Source organism: Halorubellus sp. JP-L1 (genome assembly GCF_011440375.1).
GTDB lineage: Archaea > Halobacteriota > Halobacteria > Halobacteriales > Natrialbaceae > Halorubellus.
Genome location: NZ_JAAOIR010000001.1, coordinates 592,757 through 618,116, shown reverse-complemented (window position 1 = coordinate 618,116; position 25,360 = coordinate 592,757). Strand labels below are relative to the sequence as shown.

The 25,360-nt window shown below is 68.6% G+C and carries 21 protein-coding genes and 1 tRNA gene; 9 read left to right on the top strand and 13 right to left on the bottom strand.

Features of this window, described 5'->3' with window-relative positions:
- Nucleotides 1–104: 104 nt before the first annotated feature.
- The gene (locus G9C85_RS03145) at nucleotides 105–848 is read left to right on the top strand and encodes a proteasome assembly chaperone family protein (RefSeq protein ID WP_166036833.1); all 744 of its coding nucleotides are present in this window, start codon (nucleotides 105–107) and stop codon (nucleotides 846–848) included.
- 139 nt (nucleotides 849–987) lie between these two features.
- Here G9C85_RS03145 and G9C85_RS03140 read toward each other — a convergent pair whose 3' ends face one another.
- Nucleotides 988–1,458, bottom strand: a complete 471-nt coding sequence (locus G9C85_RS03140) for a DUF5793 family protein (protein ID WP_166036831.1) — start codon at nucleotides 1,456–1,458, stop codon at nucleotides 988–990.
- Between the two features lie 150 nt (nucleotides 1,459–1,608).
- Here G9C85_RS03140 and G9C85_RS03135 point away from each other — a divergent pair, with 150 nt between their 5' ends.
- The 3 genes from G9C85_RS03135 (at nucleotide 1,609) to G9C85_RS03125 (ending at nucleotide 6,354) form a co-directional block, all read left to right on the top strand.
- Nucleotides 1,609–2,178, top strand: a complete 570-nt coding sequence (locus tag G9C85_RS03135; protein WP_166036829.1) for a hypothetical protein — start codon at nucleotides 1,609–1,611, stop codon at nucleotides 2,176–2,178.
- 234 nt (nucleotides 2,179–2,412) lie between these two features.
- Complete coding sequence (locus G9C85_RS03130) at nucleotides 2,413–4,134, top strand: type II/IV secretion system ATPase subunit (RefSeq protein ID WP_166036827.1); 1,722 nt, start codon at nucleotides 2,413–2,415, stop codon at nucleotides 4,132–4,134.
- A 3-nt stretch (nucleotides 4,135–4,137) separates the two neighbouring features.
- Nucleotides 4,138–6,354, top strand: coding sequence for a type II secretion system F family protein (locus G9C85_RS03125; protein ID WP_166036825.1), 2,217 nt, complete (start codon nucleotides 4,138–4,140; stop codon nucleotides 6,352–6,354).
- Nucleotides 6,355–6,422: 68 nt separating this feature from the next.
- Here G9C85_RS03125 and G9C85_RS03120 read toward each other — a convergent pair whose 3' ends face one another.
- A complete protein-coding gene (locus G9C85_RS03120; protein WP_369680763.1) occupies nucleotides 6,423–7,403 on the bottom strand; it encodes a hypothetical protein in 981 nt (326 codons plus the stop codon).
- Between the two features lie 228 nt (nucleotides 7,404–7,631).
- Here G9C85_RS03120 and G9C85_RS03115 point away from each other — a divergent pair, with 228 nt between their 5' ends.
- Nucleotides 7,632–8,300: a class I SAM-dependent methyltransferase gene (locus tag G9C85_RS03115; protein ID WP_166036821.1), complete on the top strand. Its 669-nt coding sequence runs from the start codon at nucleotides 7,632–7,634 to the stop codon at nucleotides 8,298–8,300.
- 182 nt (nucleotides 8,301–8,482) lie between these two features.
- Nucleotides 8,483–8,553: transfer RNA gene (locus G9C85_RS03110), tRNA-Gly, on the top strand.
- A 299-nt stretch (nucleotides 8,554–8,852) separates the two neighbouring features.
- Here G9C85_RS03110 and G9C85_RS03105 read toward each other — a convergent pair.
- The 5 genes from G9C85_RS03105 to G9C85_RS03085 all read right to left on the bottom strand — a co-directional run bounded on the left by G9C85_RS03105 (nucleotide 8,853) and on the right by G9C85_RS03085 (nucleotide 13,800).
- A complete protein-coding gene (locus G9C85_RS03105) occupies nucleotides 8,853–9,212 on the bottom strand; it encodes a hypothetical protein (RefSeq protein WP_166036819.1) in 360 nt (119 codons plus the stop codon).
- Nucleotides 9,213–9,317: 105 nt separating this feature from the next.
- Nucleotides 9,318–10,277, bottom strand: a complete 960-nt coding sequence (locus G9C85_RS03100) for a hypothetical protein (RefSeq protein WP_166036817.1) — start codon at nucleotides 10,275–10,277, stop codon at nucleotides 9,318–9,320.
- Between the two features lie 93 nt (nucleotides 10,278–10,370).
- Entirely contained in the window at nucleotides 10,371–11,774 is a 1,404-nt protein-coding gene (locus G9C85_RS03095) for an acyl-CoA thioester hydrolase/BAAT C-terminal domain-containing protein (protein ID WP_166036814.1), read from the bottom strand.
- Nucleotides 11,764–12,534: a trans-aconitate 2-methyltransferase gene (locus G9C85_RS03090; RefSeq protein WP_166036812.1), complete on the bottom strand. Its 771-nt coding sequence runs from the start codon at nucleotides 12,532–12,534 to the stop codon at nucleotides 11,764–11,766. The genes G9C85_RS03095 and G9C85_RS03090 overlap by 11 nt, the downstream gene beginning before the upstream one ends.
- 204 nt (nucleotides 12,535–12,738) lie before the next feature.
- On the bottom strand, nucleotides 12,739–13,800 hold the full coding sequence (locus G9C85_RS03085) for a site-specific DNA-methyltransferase (protein ID WP_166036810.1): 1,062 nt from the start codon (nucleotides 13,798–13,800) through the stop codon (nucleotides 12,739–12,741).
- 145 nt (nucleotides 13,801–13,945) lie between these two features.
- Here G9C85_RS03085 and G9C85_RS03080 point away from each other — a divergent pair, with 145 nt between their 5' ends.
- Nucleotides 13,946–14,644, top strand: a complete 699-nt coding sequence (locus G9C85_RS03080) for a GNAT family N-acetyltransferase (protein ID WP_166036808.1) — start codon at nucleotides 13,946–13,948, stop codon at nucleotides 14,642–14,644.
- A 30-nt stretch (nucleotides 14,645–14,674) separates the two neighbouring features.
- Here G9C85_RS03080 and G9C85_RS03075 read toward each other — a convergent pair whose 3' ends face one another.
- From G9C85_RS03075 to G9C85_RS03060, 4 genes are all read right to left on the bottom strand, one after another.
- Entirely contained in the window at nucleotides 14,675–16,141 is a 1,467-nt protein-coding gene (locus G9C85_RS03075; protein ID WP_166036806.1) for an RtcB family protein, read from the bottom strand.
- Nucleotides 16,142–16,219: 78 nt separating this feature from the next.
- Nucleotides 16,220–17,296, bottom strand: a complete 1,077-nt coding sequence (locus tag G9C85_RS03070) for a DoxX family protein (protein ID WP_166036804.1) — start codon at nucleotides 17,294–17,296, stop codon at nucleotides 16,220–16,222.
- A gap of 97 nt (nucleotides 17,297–17,393) precedes the next feature.
- Complete coding sequence (locus tag G9C85_RS03065) at nucleotides 17,394–17,918, bottom strand: archease (protein ID WP_166036802.1); 525 nt, start codon at nucleotides 17,916–17,918, stop codon at nucleotides 17,394–17,396.
- A complete protein-coding gene (locus G9C85_RS03060) occupies nucleotides 17,915–19,192 on the bottom strand; it encodes a DUF502 domain-containing protein (RefSeq protein ID WP_166036800.1) in 1,278 nt (425 codons plus the stop codon). Before G9C85_RS03060 ends, G9C85_RS03065 begins: the two co-directional genes overlap by 4 nt.
- Nucleotides 19,193–19,480: 288 nt before the next feature.
- Here G9C85_RS03060 and G9C85_RS03055 point away from each other — a divergent pair, with 288 nt between their 5' ends.
- Both G9C85_RS03055 and G9C85_RS03050 read left to right on the top strand, forming a co-directional pair.
- Complete coding sequence (locus G9C85_RS03055; RefSeq protein WP_166036798.1) at nucleotides 19,481–19,966, top strand: N-acetyltransferase; 486 nt, start codon at nucleotides 19,481–19,483, stop codon at nucleotides 19,964–19,966.
- Nucleotides 19,967–20,152: 186 nt separating this feature from the next.
- Nucleotides 20,153–21,379, top strand: coding sequence for an acyl-CoA dehydrogenase family protein (locus G9C85_RS03050; RefSeq protein WP_166036796.1), 1,227 nt, complete (start codon nucleotides 20,153–20,155; stop codon nucleotides 21,377–21,379).
- Nucleotides 21,380–21,407: 28 nt separating this feature from the next.
- Here the strand turns inward: G9C85_RS03050 and G9C85_RS03045 are convergent, their stop codons facing one another.
- A complete protein-coding gene (locus tag G9C85_RS03045; protein WP_166036794.1) occupies nucleotides 21,408–23,306 on the bottom strand; it encodes a PAS domain-containing protein in 1,899 nt (632 codons plus the stop codon).
- Nucleotides 23,307–23,395: 89 nt separating this feature from the next.
- Nucleotides 23,396–25,306, bottom strand: coding sequence for an ABC transporter ATP-binding protein (locus tag G9C85_RS03040; protein WP_193570591.1), 1,911 nt, complete (start codon nucleotides 25,304–25,306; stop codon nucleotides 23,396–23,398).
- Nucleotides 25,307–25,360: the final 54 nt, after the last annotated feature.

Below are 25,360 nucleotides of genomic sequence, written 5' to 3'. Positions count from 1 at the left end.
CACCCACGATAAAACGCACGGCGTCGATGCGCCGTCGCGACCACGGCGTCGCTCCAGGTTGGGTCTCCATCGGGACTAAGCCCTCGCCGACCGAACCGTCACGCATGACGACCGACGACACCGAGGCGTTCTCGGTCTGCGACGAGGGAGCGGACGTGAACCACGTCGTCGCGGGCTTCGCGACGTTCGGGCTCGCCGGCCTCACGGCCGTGGACTACCTCCGGGAGCGACTCGACCTGGAACCGTGCGGGTACGTCACGACCGACGCACTCCCCGCGATCACGCCGTTCGAGAACGGGCGGCCGCATCACCACACGCGCATCCTCTCCCGGCCGGACCTGGACGTCGCCGTCCTCCACGGCGGTCTGTTCGTCCCGCCGAACGCCGCGAACGACTTCTCGCGAGCGATCCTCGACTGGACCGGCCGCAAGGACGTCGACGAGGTCGCCGTCCTCAGCGGCGTTCCGGTCGCGCACGGCCCCGACGACCATCGGACGTTCCACGTCGCGACCACGGACTACCACGAGGCGCGTCTCGCGGACCTCGACCCGGCGGTCCCGCCGATGGCGAACGGCTACCTCGACGGCGTGAACGCCTCGCTCGTCGAGCGCGGCATGCGGACCGACCTCGCCGTCGGCGTGTTCGTCACGCCAGTCCACGACCGCGTCCCCGACGCCGACGCCGCCATCCGGCTCGTCGACACCATCACGTCCGTCTACGACCTCGACGTCGACACGAGCGCGCTCGAGGAGTTCGCGGCGGACGTCGAAGCGTACTACGCGCGACTCCACGAGCGCCTCGAGGAACTCCCCGAGGAGGACCGCGTCGAGGACCGGATGTTCATGTAGTCCACGTCGCATCGCACGAAGCAGCCGCTCGCTACTGCGTCGCTCGGAGCAGTCGCTCCAGAGGCACTCGTCGCGACCGAACCAGATCCGAAAAGACTGTTCCAGAGAACGCAAACCGCGTGATTGGGCGGGCTCGAACTCAGAGCTCCACGCCGCTCGGGATGAGCGAGTGGTTCCGGAGGAGGTTCCCGTCGTTGTCGTACACGAGGAACGTCGACTTGTCGTAGGAGACGAACGCTTCCCCGTCGAGTTCGATGTCCACGCAGTACTCGCCGTCGTCGCCCGCTTGCTCGCCGTACCGGCGCGCGGCCTTGATGAACTTCAGGACGTCTCCTGCCTCCTCGTTCAGTTCGATGATGAAGTCGCCCGTGAGGCGGTTCGTGACGCTCACGACGCCGCTCGCGTCGTCGGCACCGGCCTCGTCCTGGTACCGGAACGCCACGTCCGTCTCGCCCGCGTCGAGCGGTTCGCCGTCCGGTCGTGTGAGGCGCTCCTCGAGCGTCGCTACCGGCCCCTCGAAGTCGATCGATACCGTCGGTTTCGAGGGCTCGCCGCCGTCATCGACCCAGTCGACGTTGCTCACAGCCAACGTGAAGTAGTCGCGCCTCATTCCACGGTCGACCCTACGATAGCACGCGGTATGAACGTAACGCCCCGCGCCGACTCAACCGGGACCGCAAGCGTGTTCCGCGCGGACCGAGCCCGCCTCCTCGACGACGGCATCCGATACGTTTTACTCGCCGCCGCGTCGGGAGTGTGTATGGTCTGGGTGAAGTCGGAGTACGCCGAGGAACTCGCGGTCCTCTTGACGTGGCTGGCGGCGCTCGTCCCGTGGTCGATATCGTACGGGTCGTTCGCCGTCACGAGCTCGCAGGACCTCACGCTCGTCATCCTCCGATTCCCGTTCGTCGCGATCCGATACCAGCTCGGCGTACAGCTCATGAGCGGCACGGACGTCAAGACGCCGGTCGGCTTCCGGCAAGAGGTCGTCAGCGCAGGCGGGAACGCGAGCGCACAGATTCCGGGGTACGACCTCTGGCTCGTCGGCGTCGCCGTGCTCGCCGTCGCCCTCCTCGTCTCGTTCCTGCTGTACTTCGAGGTGGACGCACTCGACGACCTGCCCGTCGACCCCGTGCGCCTCCAGGGTGCGCTCCTGCTCGCTCTCTCGCTCTCCCTCCTCGGGTCGTCGGCGTACCTGTTCACCACGCAGGCCGCGCTCTTCGTGCCCTTCGGCGTCCTCCTCCAGCTCGCGTTCGGCGTCATCCTCCTGCGCGCCGACCGCGCCGTCGACGAGGACGCCGCCGACGTGGACGCCAGCGCCGACGCCTGACCGGACATAGCGCCGACGCCTGACCGGACATAGCGCCGACGCCTGACCGGACATAGCGCCGACGCCTGACCGGACACAGCGTCGCCGTCGGACCGGACACAGCGTCGCCGTCGGACTGGACGCCGGCACCGATGGTTCACTCCTCGCGGCAGCTTCGATTCTCGATGCCGCTGGCCACCTGATTTAAGTCAACGGTCCACTTACGGTCTCGAAACCCCTCTCTGCGGAGCTACGATGTCTGGACATCCACACGAACGTCGCGACGACGCCCCCTCCCACGAGCGGATCGAATCCGACGCCTCGAAGGAGCCGGAGACGCGCCTTGCGTCCCTGAAGCGCCGCGTCGTCCGGACCGTCCAGATGCTCCGCGGCACCACCATCGACCACGCCCGCTACGACCCCGGCGAGCACGGGCGGCTCGTGAACTTCGACGGCCTCGACGGCTACGAGGAGCTCGAACGGTACTGGGTGAACCCGCCGTTCGCGTTCGTCTCCGTCAACCACGACGTCGACGCGAACGAGCACCTCTACTACGTCGTCGAACCCGAGCTCACCGAGTACGAGCACGCGCTCCTCGAGACGCTGTTCGAGGACGTCCGCGACCCGCTCGTCTACCGTCGCGACATCGACGAGGCCGACACCGAGGCGGTGCTCGACGAGGCGCTCCACGAGCACCTCGAACGGTACGGCGCCGAGGTCGACATGACGAGCTACTACAAGCTCTACTACTACCTGTGGCGTGCGTTCCGCGGGTACGGGAAGCTCGACCCCGTGATGCACGACCCGCACGTCGAGGACATCTCCTGCGACGGCTACGACCTCCCGCTGTTCGTCTACCACGACGAGTACACGGACATCGAGACGAACGTGAAGTTCGACCAGGAGAGCCTCGACAACTTCGTCGTCCGACTCGCTCAGCACTCCGGGCGGCACATCTCCATCGGCGACCCGATGGTCGAGACGACGCTGCCCGACGGCTCCCGTGCCGAACTCGCACTCGGCGAAGAAGTGACGCCGAGAGGGTCGGCGTTCACGATCCGGAAGTACGCGGACGAGCCGTTCACGCCCATCGACCTGCTGGACTACGGGACGTTCAACATCGACCAGATGGCGTACCTCTGGCTCGCGATCGAGCACAACAAGAGCCTCATCTTCGCCGGCGGGACGGCGTCGGGGAAGACCACCTCGATGAACGCCATCTCGATGTTCATCCCGCCGCGCTCGAAGGTCCTGAGCATCGAGGACACCCGCGAGCTTTCGCTGTACCACGACAACTGGCTGTCGAGCATCACGCGCGAGCGCCTCCACGAGGGGACGGACGTGACGATGTACGACCTCCTGCGGAGCGCGCTCCGGCATCGCCCGGAGTACATCATCGTCGGCGAGGTCCGCGGGGAGGAGGCTATCACGCTCTTCCAGGCGATGAACACCGGGCACACGACGTACTCGACGATGCACGCCGACAGCGTCAGGACCGTCATCAACCGGCTCGAGAACGAACCGATCAACGTCCCGCGGTCGATGGTCCAGAGCCTCGACGTCCTCTGCGTGCAGACGCTCACGCGGATGGACGACGAGCGCGTCCGCCGGAACAAGACGATCGCGGAGATCGAGGGCATCGACCAGCGGACGGGCGAACTCGACTACTCGACCGCGTTCAGTTGGTCGGCCAACGACGACCAGTTCTCCTCGTCAGGTAGCGGGCTCCTCGACGAGATCCGCGCGGACCGCGGCTGGAGCCAGGAGGAACTGCTCACCGAACTCCGGAACCGTCGGCGGTTCCTGGAGTACCTCTGGGAGCGCGACATCACGGACTACCGGCGGTTCACGGCGCTCATCAACGATTACTACGCGGACCCCGAGCGCGCGCTCGCCCGCATCGAGGACGTCGTCGATACCGACTCCCGGGATGGAGAGGACGACGGACTGGACGTCTCGCTCGCAGAGGGCGACTGAGCGATGTCGTGGGCGAACTGGATCCCGCTCGCAATCGCCGTCGTCCTGGTGCTCCCCGTGGCGCTCGCGCCGTACTCGTCGTACGCGAACCGCATCGTCAGTCGGTTCGCGCTCGTCGGGTTCGGGTCGTACGTCGAACGCATCGACCGGAAGAAGACCCAGCGCAAGAACACGCTCCGGGCGGCGCACCTGCCGACGACGTACCGGATCTACGCGGCGAAGACCGTCTTCTACAGCGCGGTGTTGGCGATCGTCGGCTCGATGTCGGGGATGTACGTCATCTGGGGGACGTTCGGGTTGCTCTCGATCGACGAGGCGACGATCCGGTCGACGCTCCCCCAGCAACTGCACGTGCTCGCGGACTTCACGGGCCTGCCGAGCCTGACGATCTACGAGCTGTTCGTGCTGATGCTCGTGACGAGCGCGACCGTGGGCCTCGTCTTCGGCGGGTTGACGTACTGGCTGCGGTGGTGGTATCCGTCGTATCGGGCGGACGAACGGGCGCGTCGCATCGAGGCGTCGCTCCCGCAAACGATCGCGTTCGTGTACGCGCTCAGTCGCTCCGGGATGGAGTTCCCGAAGGTGATGCGCATCCTCGCGGCGAACAAGGCCGTCTACGGGGACGCCGCGGACGAGGTGAACGTCGCGGTCCGGAACATGGACATGTTCGGACAGGACATGATCTCCGCGATCCACACGATGGCGCATCGAACGCCGAGCGGCCAGTTCAAGGAGTTCAGCGAGAACCTCGCGAGCGTCCTCCAGTCCGGGCGGTCGCTGTCGTCGTTCCTCCAACAGCAGTACGAGGACTACCAGGAGGAGGCCGAGAGCCAGCAGGAGAAACTGCTCGACCTGCTCGCGACGCTCGCCGAGGTGTACGTCACCGGGCTGGTCGCCGGGCCGCTGTTCCTCATCACGATCCTCGTCGTCATCGGGATCGCAGTCAGCGACACGCTCCAGCCGCTACAGGTGCTCGTGTACGTCATCGTTCCGAGCGCGAACCTCCTGTTCATCATCTACCTGCTGTCGGCGACGGACACCATCAGTCAGATACAGCGCATCGACGACGTGCAGGCGCCCATCGAGAAGATGACGGAAGTCAGGCGCGCGGAGTCGACGCGAACCGACGGCGGGACCGGCGCCAACGGCGACACCGACACCGTCACCGGCGCCAACGGCGACACCGACACCGTCACCGGTGGCCCTAGCGACACCGACACCGTCACCGGCGCCAACGGCGACACGGGCGTCGTTGACGCCTCCGCGGGCATGGAGCGCCTGCGCGAGTACCGACGACTACGGTGGCTTCGGGCGCGCCTCGGGAGTCCCGGTCGGACGGTGATCGAACGGCCGGTGACGCTGTTCTGGGTGACGGTCCCGATCGCGCTCCTCGTGACGGCGCTCCGGTTCCCGGAGACGCTCGTCGACGGCCAGGTGTCGATCCGCGCGTTCGACGACCTGCTCGTGCAGGGGACGCTGTTCGTCGTCGGGACGTTCGCGATCGTCTACGAGGTCCATCGGCGTCGACTGGAAGCGATCGAGTCCGCTGTTCCCGACCTCATGGATCGCCTGGCGAGCGTGAACGAGGCGGGGATGACGGTCGTGCAGTCGATCGAGCGCGTTCGTCGGAGCGAACTCGGCGCGCTCGACCCCGAACTCGACCGGGTGTGGCGCGACATCGAGTGGGGCGCGGACGTGGAGACGGCGCTGAAGCGCTTCGAGTCTCGGCTTCGCACGCAGATCATCTCGCGGGTCGTGACGCTGACGACGAAGGCGATGAACGCGAGCGGGGACCTGTCGACGGTCCTCCGGATCGCCGGGTCGCAGGCGAAAGCGGACCGTCGCCTCAAGCAGCGCCGGCAGCAGGAGATGTTGACGTACATGGTCGTCGTCTACGTGTCGTTCTTCGTGTTCCTGTTCATCATCGGCGTGCTGTCGACGGTCCTCATTCCGAACCTCCCAGACGGCGGGACGAGCACGGCACTCAACCAGACTGGTGGTGGGGCGACGGGCGCGGGCGTCGGCGGCATCGGCGGCGTCGGTGGCGGCGGCGTGAACACGGAGGCGTACACGCTCCTGTTCTTCCACTCGACGCTCCTCCAGGGCGTCCTGTCCGGGCTCATCGCGGGCCAGCTGGCGACGGGCGACGTTCGCGGCGGCGCGAAGCACGCCGCGGTCCTCCTCGCGATCGCGTACGGCGTCTTCCTTCTCCTCCTCTGAGTGCAATCTCGTGCACTGCTCGCCCGAGCACGATCACCGTCCCGTCGGGGTGAGTGCGGTCCTCGCGCTCAGTCCTCCTCCAGGACGTCGTCTCCGCCGACGGAGTCCCCCTCGACGGAATCCTGCGCGGACGACATCCAGTCGTCGACGTTCTCGGCGACGTAGTCCTGGCCGCCGAGGCCGACGGCGAGACCGATACCGATGGCGAGCGCGAGCGCGAGTGCGCCGAAGAACGCGACGACGAACGCGGTGAACAGGCTCGTGAGGATGGCGATCTCGAAGCCGATCGCGGCCAGCGCGATCGTCACCGTGATGTAGTAGATGAAGACCTTCACGGCGAGGCTGGCGAGGCGTATCGAGCGACCGTCGCCCATATCGAGGACGGCGTCGCCGACGAGTTCGGCGACCCAGATGCCGACGAGGAGCACGAGCAGTCCGCCGGCGAGCGCGGGCAGGTAGCTCACGAACGTCTCGAGGAGCTCCGAGAGGGCATCGACCTCGAGGATGTCGGCGACCGCGAGCAACGTCAACAGGTAGATGTAGTACGTGACGAGCAGGCCGACGATCCGACCGAACTCGCCTTCGGTGTCGCCCATGCGTTCGAGGGGAGTGCCCGTCAGGTACGAGCCGATGTCGAACCCACCGACGAGGTCGGCGACGACGTCGCCGACGATGCGGGCGACGACGAACCCGACGACGAGGACGACGAGTGCGCCGAGCACCACCGGGAGGAATTCGGCGAGGTCGGTCAGGATCTCGGTGAGCTGTGCGATCTGGAGGACGTCGGCGGCCGCGACGAGTGCGACGAAGTAGACGTAGTACGAGACGATCTTCCCGAGTGCGTTCGCGGCGGTATCGCCGTCGCTACTGTCCTCCATCGCCGTCCCTTCGGCGTAACTGCTGAGTCCGATCCGTTCGACGATTCGCGTGACGATGCCGCCGAGGACGCGGCCGACGACGTAGCCCACGATGAGGATGAGGAGTGCGGCGACGACCGACGGGAGGTACTCGATCGCGTCGGCTATCGCCTGATCGATCGCGTCGCTCACCTGCAGTACCGGGGTTACGGATGGTACAAGAGTCATGCAACTGAAATAGCGACGGACGAACGTATTGTTAGTCGGTCGGAAAGGCAGGTAACTCGCCTGTACTCGGTCCCTTCGGGCACGTCCGGTCTTCTAAAGGTGGTTCTGTGGCTGCGAGTTGCACTGCGATCTTCCCAGATGGCTGCGGACGCTACCGCGAGCGTTATGGGCGTCGTGGGCGGACGCCTCGTCATGGATCGGTCCCGGGGGCGAACGCGCGACGTGTACGACCGGATCGCGGATCACTTCGCGTCGACGCGCGAGTACGCGTGGCCGGAGGTCGAGTCGTTCCTCGACGGGCGGTCGGGTTCGCTCGGTCTGGACGTCGGGTGCGGGAACGGCCGGCACGCGCAGCAGCTCGCGGAGTGCTGCGAGCGCGTCGTCGGCGTGGACGCGAGCCGCGGCCTGCTCGCCGCGGCCCGTGAACGCGCCATCGACCGCGGGTACGACGACCGGCTGGCGCTCGCCCAGGGCGACGCGAGCCGCCTCCCGGTCGCGACGGACGAGTTCGATCTCGCGGTGTACGTCGCGACCCTCCATCACCTCCCCGACCGCGAGTCACGCGTCCGGAGTCTCGACGAACTGGCGCGCGTCCTCGCTCCCGGTGGCGTCGGCCTCGTGAGCGCGTGGTCGACCGCGCACGATCGGTTCGAGGACGCGGACGCAGACGACGAGACGGGGTTCGATACGTTCGTCGACTGGACGCTTCCGGGCGGCGAGACCGTCGAGCGATTCTATCACGTGTACGCGCCGGCCGAGTTCGAGACGGATCTGGAAGCGAGCGCGCTCGGCGTCGAGACCGCGTTCGTCTCGAGCGGGAATTGTTACTCGGTCGTCACCTTCGAACGGAAAACGTCATAAGGCCTCGGACGGAACGATTTAGTGCGCACACCCGTTGGTGTGGGACCTACGCGTCCCGGTGGGCCCTCGCGCACGGCTCCCGGGACACAGCGCACCCTGCGCTGTTCCGTACCGTAACCATCAAATGCGAGCAACGGCTCCGTCGAATCGGACGCCGACGACGGGGTCGGCGACGACCGCACGCGCCGGTGGTCTAATGGCAAGACCTTGGCCTTCCAAGCCAATGATCCGGGTTCGATTCCCGGCCGGTGCATACCGCTCGGAACGAAGGTGACGAGCGGTTGCAGCAGGCGGCGGATCGAAGCCTACCAGTCGCGCGGAGCGAACGTGAGCGAGCACCTCTGGTTTCGGTTCGATTCCCGGCCGGTGCATCTCGTCTCGAACGATTGTGAGAGACGAGTCTGCACCACGCCGGCGAATCGAAGCCTGCGAGTCGCAGCGCCCGAGAGTAGCGAGGGCGACCGTCTCGATTCGGTTCGATTCCCGGCCGGTGCATTCCTCCCGCACACGCGAGCGAGGAGTGACGGCGATGGGGGGAGTGCGTCGCGGTTCTCAGTTCGCTCCCGGCGTAAAGGTGAGGATGAGTGTGCTGTAGGCGCCGGTCGTGGTCTTCGTGGTCTCGGGGTTGCCGTCGGCGTAGAAGGTGGCGGTGAGTTCGGCGTTCTGCCGTGGGCCCTTCTTGATGCTCGCGCGGACGTTGCTCGGGAGTGGCTGGGTCCACTCGATGGTCGTCTCGCCCTGGCCGTTGACGTTCTCGGTGCCGTCGTCGGTCCTGATGGTGCCCGACCAGGAGTCGGTGGTGTCGAGTTCGAGCGTGATGGTGTCGGGTTCGGGCGTTTGCTCGTTCGTACAGCCAGCGAGTACCGCCACGGCGGCGCTAGTGGTGGTCGCGAGGAGGAGTCGGCGTCGCATCGGATCTCGTCCCGAATAGCGAGAGTGGTGACATATTAGTGGTTCGGTCGTGGGTCCCGGGGGAGGCGTACGGTCGCGGCTGCCAGCACGATTCGAGGTCGTGGGCTACAGTTCTTGGAACGGGACGCGTCGGATGTCGAGGCCGCCGGTCGGTTCGACGAGCACGCACAGGGGTGGGTCGTCCCACGTCGGTTCGCGGTCGAGCGTCCAGTCGGCCGAGTCGTGGGCACCGTTTTCGAGCGTCGCGGTGATGCGGTAGGTTCCCTTCCGGTACGTGACGCTACCCTGCTGGACGGCGTCGGTCGTCCCGACGAAGTACTCCTCTGCGAGGACGTCCGTCGCGCCGCTCTCGTCGAGGTAGTCGACGTCGACCGTGACGGTGTGCGCGTCGGGGTGGAGGTTGTACGCGCGGAAGGCGGCGTCGCCGCCCTCGCAGATTTCCGCGAAGTTCTCGCTCGGGTCGTCGCTCGCGAACACGTCCTCGCAGTCGCCGTAGTAGTCCTCGTAGCGACCGACGCGGACGACGAGGTCCGCGCTCACGTGGTAGAGCGCTGGCGCCTGTCCCCAGTCGGCGTGGACGCCGTCGGCGTAGTTCGCGTACCCCGTCGTCGTCGCGAGCGCGTAGTGGCCGCCGTGGGCGGCGCGGTCGTACTGGGACTTTGCGGACACCGAGAGGTCCTCGACGTCGTCCTCGTGGAGACTGTTGTACGTGCGAGCGTGCTCGAACGCCTCGACGAACTCGACGGCAGTAGCCCGGTCGGGGTCGCTCGGTCGGCTCGGGTACGACTCGGGCCCGTCCGGGGCGTCCGCGTACGTTCCCGAGTCGGTCACCTCGCGCGTCGTCTCCCGGGCCGTATCGGGCGGGGTCGTCTCGGTGGAGGTCGTCGTCTCGGCGGGCCCGGAGTCGGGCGTCGACGGATCGGTCCCGATGGCGTCACCGAGACAGCCGGCGGTCGACGCCGCGGCCGCGCTCGACGCGATTGCGGCGAGCAGTCGCCGCCGCGACCGGAGGGCTCGTTCGGTCAGCGCCGCAGGCGTCGAGGGATTGGAGGGCGGGGAGGGCATACACGACCGTGCTGCTCGTACGGCCGGCATAGGTCTTGTGTGGCGCGTCAGCGGGTTCGAGGGCGTCGTCGATGGGGGCGGCGGTGCGTCGCGTCAGCGGGGGTCGGCGAGCGAGCGCTCGAACCGCTCGAGGACCCGCGGCCAGGCGGCGGCCGCGGCGCTGGCGGCGTCCTCCGGCGTACCGCCGAACGCGACAGGGACGTCGTCGTGTGCTGGCCGCCACGTCGTCGGGTCGTTCGCGACGCCGATAGCGTGCCCGGCGTCGTGATAGACGTCGTGCTCGTACTCGCGCTCGTATCCGAGAGCGTCGAGGCGAGCGAGCAGCATGTTCCCGAACGTGGCGGCCGGCCAGTTAGCGTCGTCGCTCCCGGAGAGCCAGAGGAGGTCCGCGCTCGCGTCCTCGAAGGGGACGGTCGCGGCGTCGCGTTCCTCGCGATCGGCGGCCTCGAGCATCTGCGTGAACAGCTCGCGGCCGACCGTCGCGCCGTCGCGCTCGGACTGGAACGTCGTCGGGGGAGCGCGGCGGCGGTCGACGTAGGGGAGCACGTCGCCGTCTTCGGTCCAGGATCCGGTGTCGCCGCCGAAGTACCGGACGTGGCCCCCGGAGTCGGCGACCACGGCGTCGACGGCGTCGTCGCGGACCGCGAGGTGGAGCGCGAGCTGGGCGCCCATGGAGACGCCCCAGATGCCATAGCCCGTGCTCCGGACGACGTCGCGGTCACGGAACCAGTCGATGGCCTCCGCGACCCGTTCCAGTGGGACCTCGCGGGGCGCCTCGGGGAAGTCGTCCGCGCCGAGCCAGCGGCACGCGAACGCCGCGAACCCGTGGGCGGCCAGGAGCGCCGCTGTGGCCTCGACGGACTGTCCGCCGGAGCCGTGGAGGACGACGACGGCGGGATGCGGGCCGTCTCCAGCGGGCTCGAACCACCCGTCCGGGTGGCCGGCCGCCGGCGCGTGACGTTCGACGTCGGGGTCGGTGTGGTGGACGGTCGTGGTAGCGCGCGCCAGCGGTTCGGCTTCCGTGGCGGTCGCCGCTGCGTCGGTCGCAGCGTCATCGTCCGTGGGTCGAACGGTCCATTCGAGATCGTGACTCCCCGTCGGCGTCCAGTCGAACGCGCGAGACGCGTCGCTCTCTGGCGCGAGCGACCAGACGAGCCCCATCGGGTCAGCGGGCGCGCGTTCGACGGTCGGCGCGTCCGGGTCGACGGTCGGCCGGCCGGCGTACGAACCGGCCTCAGGTGCGGTCGTCTCGAGGTCGACGACGCCGTCGTCGTCGGCGACGAACGTCCCCGTCGAGCGCCACTCGCCCGCTCCATCGCTCGTCGTCAGGTCGATGCGGACCCTGGCCTCGGGCGAGAGTCCGGTGACGCGCGGGACGAACCGCTCGTCGCGACGGACCGACGCGGGGACCTCGATCGTCGGCGTCGTCGGCGCGACGTCGTCGTTCCGATCGTCGTCGCCAGTGGCGCCAGCAGCGGTATCGCCATCAGTCGTCATTCGTCGCCCTCCGCGGTCGCGTCCTCGGGTTTCGGGAGCCAGACAAGGGGGCGTGGCGCCACGCCCAGCGTTCTTCGGGCTTCTCCGCGAACTCCCAGAAGCTCCGCGGCCAGGCGCCGGTGGCGTCGTGGATGGCGTCGTACGACAGCGTGCTCCTGCCGTCGAGGACGAGTCGCCAGCGGCGCTCGAACTCGGCGCGGTCGAACGCGTCGAGGTCCTTGCCGTGGCCCGCCGGGTCGTCGAGGACGCCCTGGAGGTGCCTGGAGAACCCGTCGTTGACGTACCCGAGGACGAGGTGGCCGCCGGGTTCGACGGCGTCGTAGAGCGCGCCGAGCGCGCGTGCGGAGTCCTCGACGTACGCGAGCGTACCGTAGCAGAGCACGCACTCGAACCGTCGGTCGGGGTCGAACGTCGGGAGGACGCCCTGCTCGAAGTGCGCGTTCTCGATGCCCTCGTCGGTCGCGCGCTCGCGGTTCTCGTCGACGATGGATCGTGCGGCGTCGTATCCGTGGACGGTCGTCTCGGGGAAGGTGTGGGCGACGTCGAACGCGACGACGCCGGGGCCGCAGCCGACGCTCACGAACGAGTCCGGGACGCCCTTCGCGTCGAAGAACGCGTCGAGGAGGTCGCGGACGTGGTGCGTGCTCGGCGTCGCCGACTCGCGCTCGGCGTCGTCGGCGTCGCGCCAGAACGTGTTCCAGTCGATGGTCTCGGGGTGGGTGTCGTCGCTGCCGTTGGATGGCTCTCTTGTCTCTGTCATGTTGACGTGGTGGTGACTGGTCGGACGTGGCGGTGCGTCGCGGAGATCGTCGGGTTGTGGGGGTCCTGCGTCGACTTCAGGGGATAGCAGTCGCTACCGGAAAAGAATTACCATATTAATTCACTTACTACTTCACTTACAACTTCGCACGCTGGGGATTTATATCTTATGGAGTGGTGGACCGGTGCCCGCCGAACCGACGCGTCAGGGGTCGTGAGGAGCGTGCTCGACGCGGAATCGTCGGTCGGTCGAATCGGACGCATCGGTCACGTCGGTTACGGACGCGGCGTCGTACAGTCGCAGGTCCGTCTCCTGGCGGGTCCGCACGGGGACGTCGTAGTGCTCGTTCACGTATCCGAGGTCCTCGCCGGACGCCCGCCGCTCCGCGACGAACTCGCGGTGCGCAGCGAGACGGTCCGCGTTCACCTCCCGGGACACCACCGGTGCCTCCGTCGCCCGGTCGTCGAACGCCGACACGAACCCGCGGTCGCGCTCCACGCCCACCGACGACCGGCCCGCGACCATCGCCGCCAGGCTCGTCGTCCCCGTCCCCCAGAACGGATCGAGGACCGTGTCGCCGTACACCGAGTACATAGAGACGAGTCGATACGGTAACTCGAGCGGGAACGCGCCCGAGCGCTCCCGGAGTGCGTCGTCCGCGAGGGTCTGGCGCTCCCCGCCCACGTCCGTCCACACGTCGCTGAACCACCGGTTGCGTTCCTCCCAGAAGTACGCCGATTCGTAGCGCTGGTCGTCCCCCGGCGGGAACGACCGCCGCCCGCCGTTCCGGAACACGAGCACGTACTCGTGCTCCAGGGTCACGTACGCGTTCGGCGGCACCATCCCGCTCCCCATGAACTTCGCCGCCGAGTTCACGGGCTTGCGCCACAGCACCTCCGGGAGCGGGTCGAACCCGAGGTCCTGGAACGCGTCCACCACGCGGGCGTGGTTCTGGTACACGCGGAATCGATCGCCGACCGACCGCGTCGCGTCACCGACGTTCACGCACGCGATCCCGCCCGGGACGAGCACGCGCTCGACCGCCGCCCAGACCTCGCGGAGGACGTCGTGCATCGCCTCGAACGCCACCTGCCCGTCGCCCGCATCCAGCGCGTCGCCGATATCGGGGTCGAGTTCGGCGAACACGTCGTCCCACATCTCGATCATCGGGTACGGCGGCGACGTCACGACCAGGTCCACGCTGTCGTCCGCGAGCGCAGACAGGTCGCGCGCGTCGCCGACGTGCACGCGATGCGTCGTCTCCATCACTCACTCACTCCAGACGCCACACATATAGGTGGTTCTCCACGACTGCGCCCCGGCGGCGGCGCTCCGACGACCACGCGAAGCCGTCGTCGCGGCCGCGGGCGCGGACGAAAGCCACAGGTCGCTGGCACCACTACCTCCTCGCGTGCACTGCGAGGTCCTCGGGTGGCCGCCGGACGGCCCGACGCTCCGCCTCGACTACCGCCGGTTCGGGTACGCCGGCAAGTTCGTGATGTCCTCGACCGGCAAGGCGGTGTGTCACGACCGTACTCGGCCGGTCGCCGAGACCCACGACGATCCCGCGGACGCGTTCGCCGACCGCGACAGCGACGACTACGCAACCGGCGTCCTCGCCGCCGTCGCGTTCAACGAGGACCGCACCGACTCCGCCACCCTCTGGCTGCGGTACGTCACCGTCCGCAACGACCGTACCGGCGAGGGCCTCGGGCCACGACTGCTCGCGTTCGTCCGCGACGAAGCACTCGCCCGAGGCTACGACCGTCTCCGCATCGCCGTCAACAACCCCTACAGCTACGAGGCGCTGTACAAGACCGGGTTCGCGTACACCGGCCGCGAGACCGGCATCGCCGAACTCGTCCTGGAACATCCCGCGCCGGCCGTCCTCGACGACGGCGACAACGGCGACGACGGCGACAACGGCGACAACGGCGACAACGGCGACGATGCCGACGATGCCGACGACGGGTACGACGGCGACGTTGGCGCTATCGAACGCTACCGCGAGGGCCTCGACGTCTTCGACGCACGGGTCTCCCTGAGCGTCGCCGAGCGCGAGTTCGTCGCCAAGAAGCGAGCGCGCGGTCCGCCCGACGTCGTTCGCTGACTCGCAGCTCGTGGTGCGCGGCCCGAGCCCTCACCCCTTGATGTTGCAGACCGGGAACGTCCGCGCGACGCGATCCCCGATGCCGAGTTCGTCGCTGACGCGCACCACCTCGTCCACGTCCTTGTACACGCCCGGCGCTTCCTCCGCGATCGTCGCCCCCGACTGGGCCTTCACGTACACGTGCTGTTGCTCGCGGAGTTCGGTCTGGACGTCGCCGCCCCAGTAGTCCTGCTTCGCCTGCGTCCGACTCATCAACCGGCCCGCGCCGTGAGCGGTCGAGCCGAACGTCTCCGCCAGCGAGTTCTCGCCGCCTCGGAGGACGTAACTGCCAGCGCCCATGCTCCCCGGGATGATGACGGGCTGGCCGACGTCGCGGTACGCCGGCGGCAACTCGGGTCGACCCGCGGGGAACGCCCGCGTCGCACCCTTCCGGTGCACGAACAGCTCCTTCTCCTCGCCGTTCACGTTGTGCATCTCCTTCTTCGCGATGTTGTGTGCGACGTCGTACAGGAGCTCCATCTCCATCGCCTCCCAATCCCGGTCGAACACGTCCTCGAACACCTGCCGCGTCCGGTGCATGATGAGCTGGCGGTTCACCCACGCGAAGTTGATGCACGCGCACATCGCGCCGTAGTAGTCCTCCGCGAGCTGACTGCCCGCCGGCGCCGCCGCCAGGTCCTTGTCCGGCAACTGGTCGACGAACCCCGAGTGGCGCTTCTCGATGTCCCGCACGTAGTCCTGACACGTCTGGTGGCCGAGCCCGCGACTCCCGCAGTGGATGAGCACCACAACCTGGTCCTCCTCGAGCCCGAACTCGGCCGCGACGTCCTCGCGGAACACGTCCGTCACGCGCTGGACCTCCAGGAAGTGATTCCCCGACCCCAGCGACCCGACCTGGTTCCTCCCGCGCTCTTTCGCCTCCTCGGGCACCTTCGACGGCTCCGCGTCCGGTCGCTTCCCCTCGTCCTCGCAATGTGCGAGATCCTCCGGGACCGCCCAGCCCTCCGCCAGCGCCCACTCCACGCCACCCTGCAGGATGCGGTTCACGTCCGCCACCGACCCCTCGAAGATGCCGCCACCGCCCAGGCCGCTCGGGACGTTCTCGAACAGCGCCTCGACGAGTTCCTCCTCCTTCCCACGGACGTCCTCGTATGAGAGGTTCGTCCGCATCATCCGCACGCCACAGTTGATGTCGAAACCGACCGCTCCAGGCGATATGCAGCCGGTTTCGGCGTCCGTCGCGCCGACGCCGCCGACGGGGAACCCGTACCCCTGGTGGCCGTCGGGCATGCAGAGCGCGTACTTCTGGATGCCGGGGAGGTGCGTCGCGTTCTTCAACTGCTGGAGGGTCAGGTCGTCGGCGATCTCGTCTAGAAGGGCTTCGCTGGCGAGGACGCGCGCCGGCGCTCGCATCCCCTCGCTTTCGTCCTGGGGGATCTCCCACACGTAGTCCCGGACTTTGTGGAGCGTGATGCCGTCGGCGTCGTACGTGGTCATGCGTCGAGGTTCGCTCGCGGCGGCGGAATAGGTTTCGACGTGTTGGCGTCGGGGCGTCGACGCACGCGGCGTCGGCGGTTACGCGTCCGGGTCTTCGGGCGATGCCGATCGCGTTCGGAGCAACTCGTCGACGGAGAATGGGCCCGCGCCGGTGATCACGAGCGCGGACGCGAGCCCGAACAGCGAGAGGTGCGCGAGTACGGGGTCGTCGGGGAGACCGAAGAGCGTGAGCGTGAACAGCACGAGCGAGAGGCCGGCGGCCGCTCGCGTGTAGAGGCCGACGGCGAGGACGACGCCGACGGCGATCTCGGCGAGAGCCGCGCCGACCACCCAGAGTTCGGGCGCGACGGGGACGATCGCGGTGAGGTCGTACTTCGCGACGACCGCGAGCGCGTACCCGGGATTGAGGAGTTTCTCGACGAGGCCGAGGTAGACGAACGCGCCGGCGAGCGAGAGCCGGATCGCGACCGGCGCGTACGGTTCGGCGGGCGCGACGCGTTCGCGGAACCGCGTCGCGAGGGCGTGGACGGGGTCGACGCGCGCGTACGTGCTGTCGTCGTCGGACGCGACGCGTTCGAGGACGTCGTCGGCGCTCGGACGACCGCTTCCGACGAGGACGAGCGCGAGGAACCCGCCGACGTACTCGAACTGGAGGAGGAGGACGGCGTCGACGGCCACGCCGGCGAGGTAGAGCAGGAGGCCGACGGCGGCGACGAGCCGCGTCGCGAGCCCGAACAGGAGCAGGAACCCGAGACCGATGAAGAGGAGGCGGGCGTCGCTCTCGAGGAGCGGCGTGAAGTAGTAGCCGGAGAAGCCGGCGCCGACGAGCGGGATACCGATGGCGAGCCGCAGCAGCCACGGGAGGAGGTCGCGGTAGTCCGCCATCGCGTCCGCGAACACGTCGCGGTCGCGCTGGAACGGCCTGACGCGGCGGAACGCCAGCAGCCCGGTGGCGGTCGCGAGCGCGCTTCCGCCGACGATTGCGGCGTGAGCCGGGACCGCGAGCGTCGACGCGACGAACGAGACGATCGAGCCGACGTCCGCCGGGTCGTCGACGACGTACCGGACGTGCGCGCTCGCGGTCCCCGCGAGCGTCGTTCCCGCGAGTGCGACCCCGAACAGGAGCGCCGACAGTCGCCGCTGAACGCTGGCCATGGCCCGGCTACGGACTGCATCGCCCTAAGCGGTCCGCGGTTCGCGGTACCGAACCACAGGTATCGGCTGCGCGATTCGGTCGGGCGTGTGCGCCCGATTAGACGTCGAAGACGACGTACGCGTACCACTCGCCGTCGCGTTCCTCGACGACTATCTCCGAGTACGTGACCGCCTTGACCTCTCGCGCGTCGACGTCCGCGAGCGGGACGCCCCGAGCGCTCGCCGACACGCGGTACGCGCCGGTCTCGCCGTCGCCGCCGTCCGCGTCGCTGCCGCCCGCTTCGTCGTCGTCCGCGTTGCTGCCGCCCGCTTCGTCGTCGTCCGCGTCGCTGCAACCCGCTTCGCCGTCGGGGACCGTCACCGTCGCGTCGTTGTCGACGGGGAGAACGAGCCTGACGTCGCGCTCGTAGATGAGTCGCCCCAGGTAGTCGTAGAGCAACCCGTCGAGCGACTCTGCCTCGATCTCGACTTCGAAGGTCTCGCCGCCGGCCTCCGGGATGTCGTCGCACATCGCGGCGGCGAGCCCGTCCCCGACCGCGCCGAACACCGCCGATGGCGACGACCCGGTCGCCTCCACCGCGACGTCAGCGGTGTGCTCGCGCAGCGAGAACGACCCCGTCATCGTCCTTCCCCCGCGTCGTGGTCGGCGTCCGGTCGCGGCGACCGCCAGCGCGCGTTCGCGCCCGGCTCGTATTCGTCCTCGAGGTCCTCGACGGACTCCACGTCCCCGTCCGCTGCTCCCCGCTCGCCATCAGCACCCGGAGCGGCGTCGGCGTCATCGGTCGTGGGGGCGTCCCCGTCGGGTCGCGTCTGATCGCGCCACCGGCTCGCTGGCCGCCCCCGCGTGTCGACGTCCGACGGCGTCTCGAAGTCCCGGCCGAGCGACCCGTCGGCGCTGTCCGCCGCCACCGTCGACGGCGTGTCGTGCTCCTCGCCGAGCGTCCCGTCGCCAGCGTCGCCCTCGACCGCATCCGGCGTGTCGTGGTCGTCCCCGAGTGTCGTCTCGTCGCCGTACTCCTCGACCGCCGACGGCACCGTCTCTTCGTCGGCGGAATCCGGTTCCGCGTGCGATTCGTACGCACTCCGGCGGTCCGCCGCCGACGCACTCTCGCGGGACCGTCCGTCGCCGGAACTGCTCGACGCCGCCTCCGCACCGGCCACGACCTCTGAGGACGCCCCCAACCGTTCCAGTTCGTCCGCGGACAGCCCCGACTCCCCGGCGCTCCCCTCCCTCGGCCCGCCCGTCGCCACGCCGCTCGTCACGACCGTACGAATGCCCTCGTCCACCGTCATGTCCACGTCCATCACGCGACCCGTCGGCACGTGCACCAGGTGCCCGCCCATCACCGGGTTCGGCGCGAGCGGCAGGAACAACGTCACCAGGTCGTCCCGGCCCGCCGCCGTCTGCAGCTCCGGCGCCGACTCCGCCGTCAGGAATCCCAGCGTGTACGCGCCCTCGTGCGGGAACTCCACGAGCTTCACGTCCCGGAACGACTGCTCGTCGCTCTCCATCATCACGTCACTCATCTCACGGAAGCTCTCGTAGATCGCCCCGAACCCCGGAATACGCGCCAGCCCACCGTCCACGTACGCGATGAACGTCTCCCCGTACCGGAACTGCGTGACGAACCCCACGACGAACACCAGCGCCAGCAACAACCCGATCGCCACCCCGAACATCACCGGACTCGCCCCCTGCTCGCCTGTCGGCGCAACCACGATCACCGTACTCAGGTAATCGACGACGTACTGCACGATCGTCGCGAGCACGATCAGCGTAATCACGAACGGCACAACCACCGCCAGCCCTCCGATGAACGCATCCCGCACGTAATCTACCGCGCTCCGCCCGGCCTCGCGCGGCGACGCGTACTCCTCGGTCGGCGACGACTTCATTGTCACCTCGAACAGCGCGAACGACGAAAGGAGTTGGGGGGATGCAGTTAGGCCCCCACCTTCACCAACCCCGAACCCAGCACTCGTCCACGCACGAACCGACGACGACCCAGCGTCCTGGCGGACGCCGTATGCTGGCGGAGTCGGGAGGAGTGAAACGGCGTCCTGGCGGACGCCGTATGCTGGCGGAGTCGGGAGGAGTGAAACGGCGTCCTGGCGGACGCCGTATGCTGGCGGAGTCGGTGCTGCCGATGGAATTATACCTGTGTGACTCGGAGTGCCATCCTAGTGAGCGTCAACGTCGATACACGCGTCGTCGGTCCCGGGAATGACGATCTCGTGACCGACGCGTGGGAACTCAAAGAGCAGATTCGACGGGCCGAAGGCGTGCTCAAGCAGCGCCGAGACTTCTTCACGGACGCCTACCGACGGTCGACGGTGCAGGCGATCGTCGAAGACGGCTTCGAGACCAGACTCCTCGGGTTCGTCGCCGTTCGCCGCGACGGCTACATCCTCTTCCTCGCCGTCGACCCCGAGCGTCGCGGGGAGGACATCGGGAAGAAACTCGTCGCGCGCGTCGCCGACGACCACCGCACGGTGACGTGTCACGCGCGAACGACGAACGAGAACGCCCTCCAGTTCTACGAGCACCTCGGGTTCGAGGTCAAGCGCCGCATCGACAACTACTACGAGGACGGCGGCGACGCGTACTACCTCAAGCTCGGCGACGACGGCGGCCTGACGACGCGCCTCCAGGACATCCTCCGCGGCTGAGAACGCGGCAGTCTCCCGTAAGCTCCTTCGACAGTCCCGACTGAAATCGGATGCCTCCCTGCGCTCGGCTAAGCAACCGCCTCCCGTGGCGCGTTGCCAATCGACGGCTGTGGTCGCCCCGGAAACGCCCGACAATGTGCCACCGGTTGCCACAGCGTTTAGGCGGCGGCGTCCGACGGTCGACGCATGGACTACGACGACCCCGAGCGCGGACGCGAGGTCGCCCAGCGAGCGCGCGAGTTCGTGCGCGAGGAAGTGATCCCCGTCGAGCGCGAGCACCTCGGCGAGACGAACGTCCCGGACGACGTGATCGCGGACCTCCGCGAGGCGGCTCGCGAGTACGACGTCTACGGCCCGCAGCTCCCCGAGGCGTACGGCGGGCTCGGGATGGACTTCCGCGCGATGCTCCCGGTGTTCGAGGAGGCGGGACGGAGCCTACTCGGCGGTACCGCGATGCGGTGTGCGGCGCCCGACGAGGGGAACATGCACACGTTAGAGCACTTCGGGACCGACGAGCAGAAGGAGCGATGGCTCGCGCCGCTCGCGCGCGGCGATATCGACTCCGGGTTCTGCATGACCGAGCCGATGCAGGGCGGCGGCTCGGACCCGAAGATGCTGCGGACGACCGCGGAGAAGGACGAGGACGCCGGCGAGTGGGTGCTCTCGGGCCACAAGTGGTGGACGACGGGCGGGAGCGAGGCAGCGGTGTTCCTCGTGATGGCGCGCACGAACCCGGACGCGCACCCGTACGAGGGGACGAGTCTCGTCATCGTCCCGCGGGACGCCGACGGCGTGGAAGTCGTCCGGGACGTCCCGCACACTGGCGGCGAGCCCGTCGGGTCGAGTCACGCCGAGGTGAAGTTCCACGACGTCCGCGTCCCGCTCGAGAACACGCTCGGCCCAGAGGACGGCGGGTTCGCTGTCGCGCAGGCGCGTCTCGGGCCGGCGCGACTCACGCACTGCATGCGGTTCGCGGGGATGGCCGACCGCGCGCTCGACATCGCGACCGCGTACGCGAGCGAACGCGAGGCGTTCGGCGAACCCCTCAGCGAGAAGCAAGCGTTGCGCCACGAGATAGCGGACCACCGGACGCGCCTGCACGCCGCGCGAACGATGATCCGGCACGCCGCCGACGGGATCGCCGACGGCGAGGAAGCACGGATCGAGGTCGCGATGGCGAAGACGTTCACCGCGAACGTCGCCCAGGATGCCGTCGACACCGCCGTCCAAGTGTGTGGCGGGAACGGCATCGGGAAGGACCTGCCCTTGGCGGACTTCTACGAGAACGTCCGCGCGTTCCGGATCGTCGACGGCGCCGACGAAGTCCACCGGCGCTCGATCGCCCGCTGGGCGTTCGACGACCCCGACGCGAGCGAACTCGCGGGCATCACGCGGTACGACGACGACTGCTGACCGCCGCCGTCGAGCGAGAACTCCGGAACTATTCTCTCCCGGACCGGGAGTCGGTCGCCGAGGCGCGCTGGCGCGGTGATCCGTCGGTCTCCACCTCGAACCGCGCACCGCCGGCGTCGCTCTCCGTACACGACACCGACCAGCCGTGGGCTTGTGCGACCTCGCGGACCACTGCCAGCCCGATCCCGGTGCCGTCGTCGCAGTTCGTCACGCCGAACCCGAACAGGTCCTCGCGTTGCTCGGGCGGGATGCCCACGCCGTCGTCCGCGACCGCGAACCCGTCGTCGGTCACGTCCACGCGGATCGTCGACGTCGTCTCGCCGTGCTCGACCGCGTTCCGGAACAGGTTCTCGAGGAGGCGTCGGAGTCGCGACCGGTCCGCCTCGACGACGCCCTCGCCGTCGAGGACGACGTCGACCGCGGCGGGGAGGTCCGCGGCGCTCTCCGCGGACGCGACCACGGCCGACAGCGACACGGGCTCGCGGTCGACGTCCGCCTCGCCGTCGCGTGCGAGCGACAGGACGTCCTCGATGAGTTCCGCCATCCGGTCGTGCGCGTCCGCGATCTCGTCGAGCCGCGGGTCGTCGACGTCCTCGGCGAGCAGTTCGCGGTAGCCGGTCGCCACCGACAGCGGCCCGCGGAGGTCGTGACTGACGACGCTCGCGAACTCGTCGAGCCGGTTCCGCTCTCGCTCGAGCGCTCGCTCGCGTTCCTTCAGGTTCGTGATGTCCGTACTGATACCGCAGACGCCCCGCGGATCGCCGTCGTCGTCGAACAGCGGGACCTTCACCGAGTAGTACGTTCGGCGGCCGCCGCCGCGGTGAGCGTCCTCCTCGACTTCGACGGGCTCGCCCTCCTCGATCGCACGCTGGTCGTTCGCGCGCACCTCGGCCGCGACCGCGTCGGGCTGGAAGTCCCAGTCGGTCCGCCCGACGAGCTCGCCCTCCTCCACCTCCTCGACCTCCCGGAACCGGTCGTTGACGAGCTGGTACCGGCCCTCGCGGTCCTTGATGTAGACGATCGCAGTCGTGTTGTCGAGGATCGCCTGGAGTTGCTCGGCGGTGCGCTGGTGCTCGCGCTCCCGCTCGATGCGCTCGAACGCGCCCTCGACGTGCGTCGCGAGGAGTTCGGTGAGTTCCAGGTCGGACTCGGTGAACGCACCGGGGGCTTCGGCGATCGCCTGGAAGACGAAGTCGTCGCCGACGGGAACGGACACCGCGGAACGGAACGACGACTGGTCGGGTGCAGCCGTCTCGTCTTCGAGGGCGTCCTCGACGAAGAACGACGTCCCCTGCTGGTAGGTCGCACCGAGGACGCCCTCGTCGAGCGCCGGTCTGGCCCCGGGGTCGTAACTCCCGTCGCCGACCGGATGGAAGCCGTCCGACCGGGCCTCGTAGAGCCCGAAGACGGAGAATTCGAGGATGTCGTCGGCGGCGGAGAGCGCCGCGTCGACGACTGCCTCGCGCGATCGTGCGCTGGCGATGACGGCGGCGTTCTCGTGGAGCTGTGCGGTCTTCTCGCGAGTCCGCTTCAGTTCCCGTTCGGTGCGGGCGGCGTCGGCGGCCTTCTCGACGCGGTTCGCGAGGAGCGCGTACTGCTCGCGGCCGCCCTTCTGGAGGTAGTCGGTGACGCCGGCGGAGACGGCGTCGGCCGCCACCGCCTCGCTACCCTTCCCCGTGAACAGGACGAACGGGAGGTCCGGGTGCTCCTCGCGGACGGTCCTGAGGAAGGAGAGGCCCGTGTCCTCCTCGAGGTCGTGGTCGCTGACGACGCAGTCGACGTCGTGGGCCGCGAGCACGTCCAGTGCCTCGTCGGCGGTGCTCGCGGTCCGCACCGAGATGCGGTCGCTCTCGCGCTCGAGGAAAGTCTCGGCGAGCTCCAGGAGGCTCCGTTCGTCGTCGACGCAGAGCACCTGGACGTCGGTCATACCAGTTGCACTCGCTCACGCCCTCCAAGAAAACTTCGGTTCGCTGGCGTATCTCTTCGGCGAGCGTCGCGCTCGAAGGTCACCGGAACTCAGAGCAAGTCGTCGTCGGGGTCGTCGAGTTCACCGGTCTGGACGCTCCACAGCGTCGCGTACCGGCCGTCGGCGGCCAACAGCTCCTCGTGCGTGCCGCGTTCGACGACGCGCCCGGCCTCGAGGACGACGATCCGGTCGGCGTCCTTCACGGTCGACAGCCGGTGCGCGATCGCGAACGTCGTCCTGTCGGCGGCGAGTTCGTCGAGACTGGACTGGATGCGGAGTTCGGTCTCGGTGTCGACGTCCGAGGTGGCCTCGTCGAGCACGAGGATCGGCGGGTCCTGGAGGACGACGCGAGCGATCGCGAGCCGCTGGCGTTGGCCGCCCGAGAGCTTCACGCCGCGTTCGCCGACGCGCGTGTCGTAGCCCTCGGGGAGGTCGGTGATGAACTCGTGGGCTTCGGCGAGTTCGGCGGCGCGCTCGACCTCCCCGCGGTCGGCGTCGAACCGCCCGTAGCGGACGTTCTCCGCGATGGTGCCGTCGAAGAGGAACGAGTCCTGGCCGACGTACCCGACGTGCCGGCGGAGCGACGACAGCGTGACGTCGCGGACGTCGCGGCCGTCGACCTCGACGGCGCCGTCGTTCACGTCGTAAAGTCGCATGAGGAGCTTGAGCGTCGTGGACTTCCCGGCGCCCGTGGAGCCGACGAGCGCGACGGTCTCGCCGGGACTGGCGTCGATGGAGACCCCGCGGAGGACGGGCTGGTCCTCGCCGTCGTACGAGAACGTCACGTCGTCGTACGCGACGTGGCCGTCGACGTCCTCCATGTCTATCGCGTCCTCGCGTTCGGTGACGTGCGGCGGGACGTCCATGAGCCCGAACACGCGCTTCCCGCTGGCCTTCGCGTTCTCGTACCAGTCGACGATGTTCGACACCTGCGAGAGCGGTTCGACGAACCGCTGGGTCATGAACACGAAGATGACGAACTCGCCGACCGACAGGTCGCCCGATAGCGGCCCGGGCGCCCCCTGGAAGATCCAGAGGCCGCCGACGAGGAACGTCGTCGCGAACGACAGCCCGGCGAGGAACCCCATCCCTGGTCGGTAGAAGTACGAGAGCACGAGGATCGACATGTTCGCGTCGTAGAGTTCGCGAGAGGCGCCGCGGACGCGCCCGGTCTCGTGGGCTTCGGTCCCGGTGGTCTTGACGAGCTGGATGCCAGCGAGGCCGTTCTCCAGGCGCGTGTTCAGGTCGCCGACGGCTTGCCGGACGCGCCGATATCGAGGTTCGGCCTTCCGCATGAACCAGAGCGTGAACGCGCCCATGAGGGGGACGAACAGGAGCGTGACCGCGGCGAGCTGGGCGTTGTAGAAGAAGAGGATGCCGGCGATGCCGAGCACCATCACGACCAGTCGGAGCGCCTCCGAGAGCGCGTCGTCGAGGAACGTCTCGAGGTTCGAGGCGTCGTTGTTCAGGATGCTCATGACTTCCCCGGTCTCCTTGTCGTCGAAGAACGACATGTCGAGGTCCTGCATCGCGCTGTACGTGTCGGTGCGGACGGCGTGCATGACGCTGTGCGCGAACGTGTTCATCGTCACGCCCCACACCCAGCGGGCGGCGGTGCCGACGAGGAACGCGCCGGCGATGAGCCAGACGGAGAACCAGAACTGTTCGACCTGCGTCGATGGAAGCCACGCGGGCGGGACGAGCGGGAGCGCGTACCGGTCGGCGCCGTCGGGCGAGAACACCGCGTCGATCGCGGTGCCGAGCACGACCGGCGGGATCAGGAGTGCCGCGCGGGAGACGAAGTTCGAGAGGATGCCGGCGAGCAGCCACGGCCACCGCGGGATGCCGTACTCGCGGAACAGGCGCGCGAGGGGTCGGTCGACGTCGACCCGGTACGCCTCGAACGGCGTCTCGTCGTCGGGATTGGCCACGTTGCCCGAAGGCACCGGGTCGGACAGCATATGGCCTTCGATTCGAAACGCCACGTCCATCGGTTCGCGTCGTCCCGAGCACTC

Bases quoted from the DNA above. Each gene is read 5' to 3' on its own strand.
- G9C85_RS03145 (WP_166036833.1), top strand. From the start codon at position 105: ATGACGACCGACGACACCGAGGCGTTCTCGGTCTGCGACGAGGGAGCG.
- G9C85_RS03140 (WP_166036831.1), bottom strand. From the start codon at position 1,458: ATGAGGCGCGACTACTTCACGTTGGCTGTGAGCAACGTCGACTGGGTC.
- G9C85_RS03135 (WP_166036829.1), top strand. From the start codon at position 1,609: ATGGTCTGGGTGAAGTCGGAGTACGCCGAGGAACTCGCGGTCCTCTTG.
- G9C85_RS03130 (WP_166036827.1), top strand. From the start codon at position 2,413: ATGTCTGGACATCCACACGAACGTCGCGACGACGCCCCCTCCCACGAG.
- G9C85_RS03125 (WP_166036825.1), top strand. From the start codon at position 4,138: ATGTCGTGGGCGAACTGGATCCCGCTCGCAATCGCCGTCGTCCTGGTG.
- G9C85_RS03115 (WP_166036821.1), top strand. From the start codon at position 7,632: ATGGATCGGTCCCGGGGGCGAACGCGCGACGTGTACGACCGGATCGCG.
- G9C85_RS03105 (WP_166036819.1), bottom strand. From the start codon at position 9,212: ATGCGACGCCGACTCCTCCTCGCGACCACCACTAGCGCCGCCGTGGCG.
- G9C85_RS03100 (WP_166036817.1), bottom strand. From the start codon at position 10,277: ATGCCCTCCCCGCCCTCCAATCCCTCGACGCCTGCGGCGCTGACCGAA.
- G9C85_RS03095 (WP_166036814.1), bottom strand. From the start codon at position 11,774: ATGACGACTGATGGCGATACCGCTGCTGGCGCCACTGGCGACGACGAT.
- G9C85_RS03090 (WP_166036812.1), bottom strand. From the start codon at position 12,534: ATGACAGAGACAAGAGAGCCATCCAACGGCAGCGACGACACCCACCCC.
- G9C85_RS03085 (WP_166036810.1), bottom strand. From the start codon at position 13,800: ATGGAGACGACGCATCGCGTGCACGTCGGCGACGCGCGCGACCTGTCT.
- G9C85_RS03075 (WP_166036806.1), bottom strand. From the start codon at position 16,141: ATGACCACGTACGACGCCGACGGCATCACGCTCCACAAAGTCCGGGAC.
- G9C85_RS03070 (WP_166036804.1), bottom strand. From the start codon at position 17,296: ATGGCCAGCGTTCAGCGGCGACTGTCGGCGCTCCTGTTCGGGGTCGCA.
- G9C85_RS03065 (WP_166036802.1), bottom strand. From the start codon at position 17,918: ATGACGGGGTCGTTCTCGCTGCGCGAGCACACCGCTGACGTCGCGGTG.
- G9C85_RS03060 (WP_166036800.1), bottom strand. From the start codon at position 19,192: ATGAAGTCGTCGCCGACCGAGGAGTACGCGTCGCCGCGCGAGGCCGGG.
- G9C85_RS03050 (WP_166036796.1), top strand. From the start codon at position 20,153: ATGGACTACGACGACCCCGAGCGCGGACGCGAGGTCGCCCAGCGAGCG.
- G9C85_RS03045 (WP_166036794.1), bottom strand. From the start codon at position 23,306: ATGACCGACGTCCAGGTGCTCTGCGTCGACGACGAACGGAGCCTCCTG.
- G9C85_RS03040 (WP_193570591.1), bottom strand. From the start codon at position 25,306: ATGCTGTCCGACCCGGTGCCTTCGGGCAACGTGGCCAATCCCGACGAC.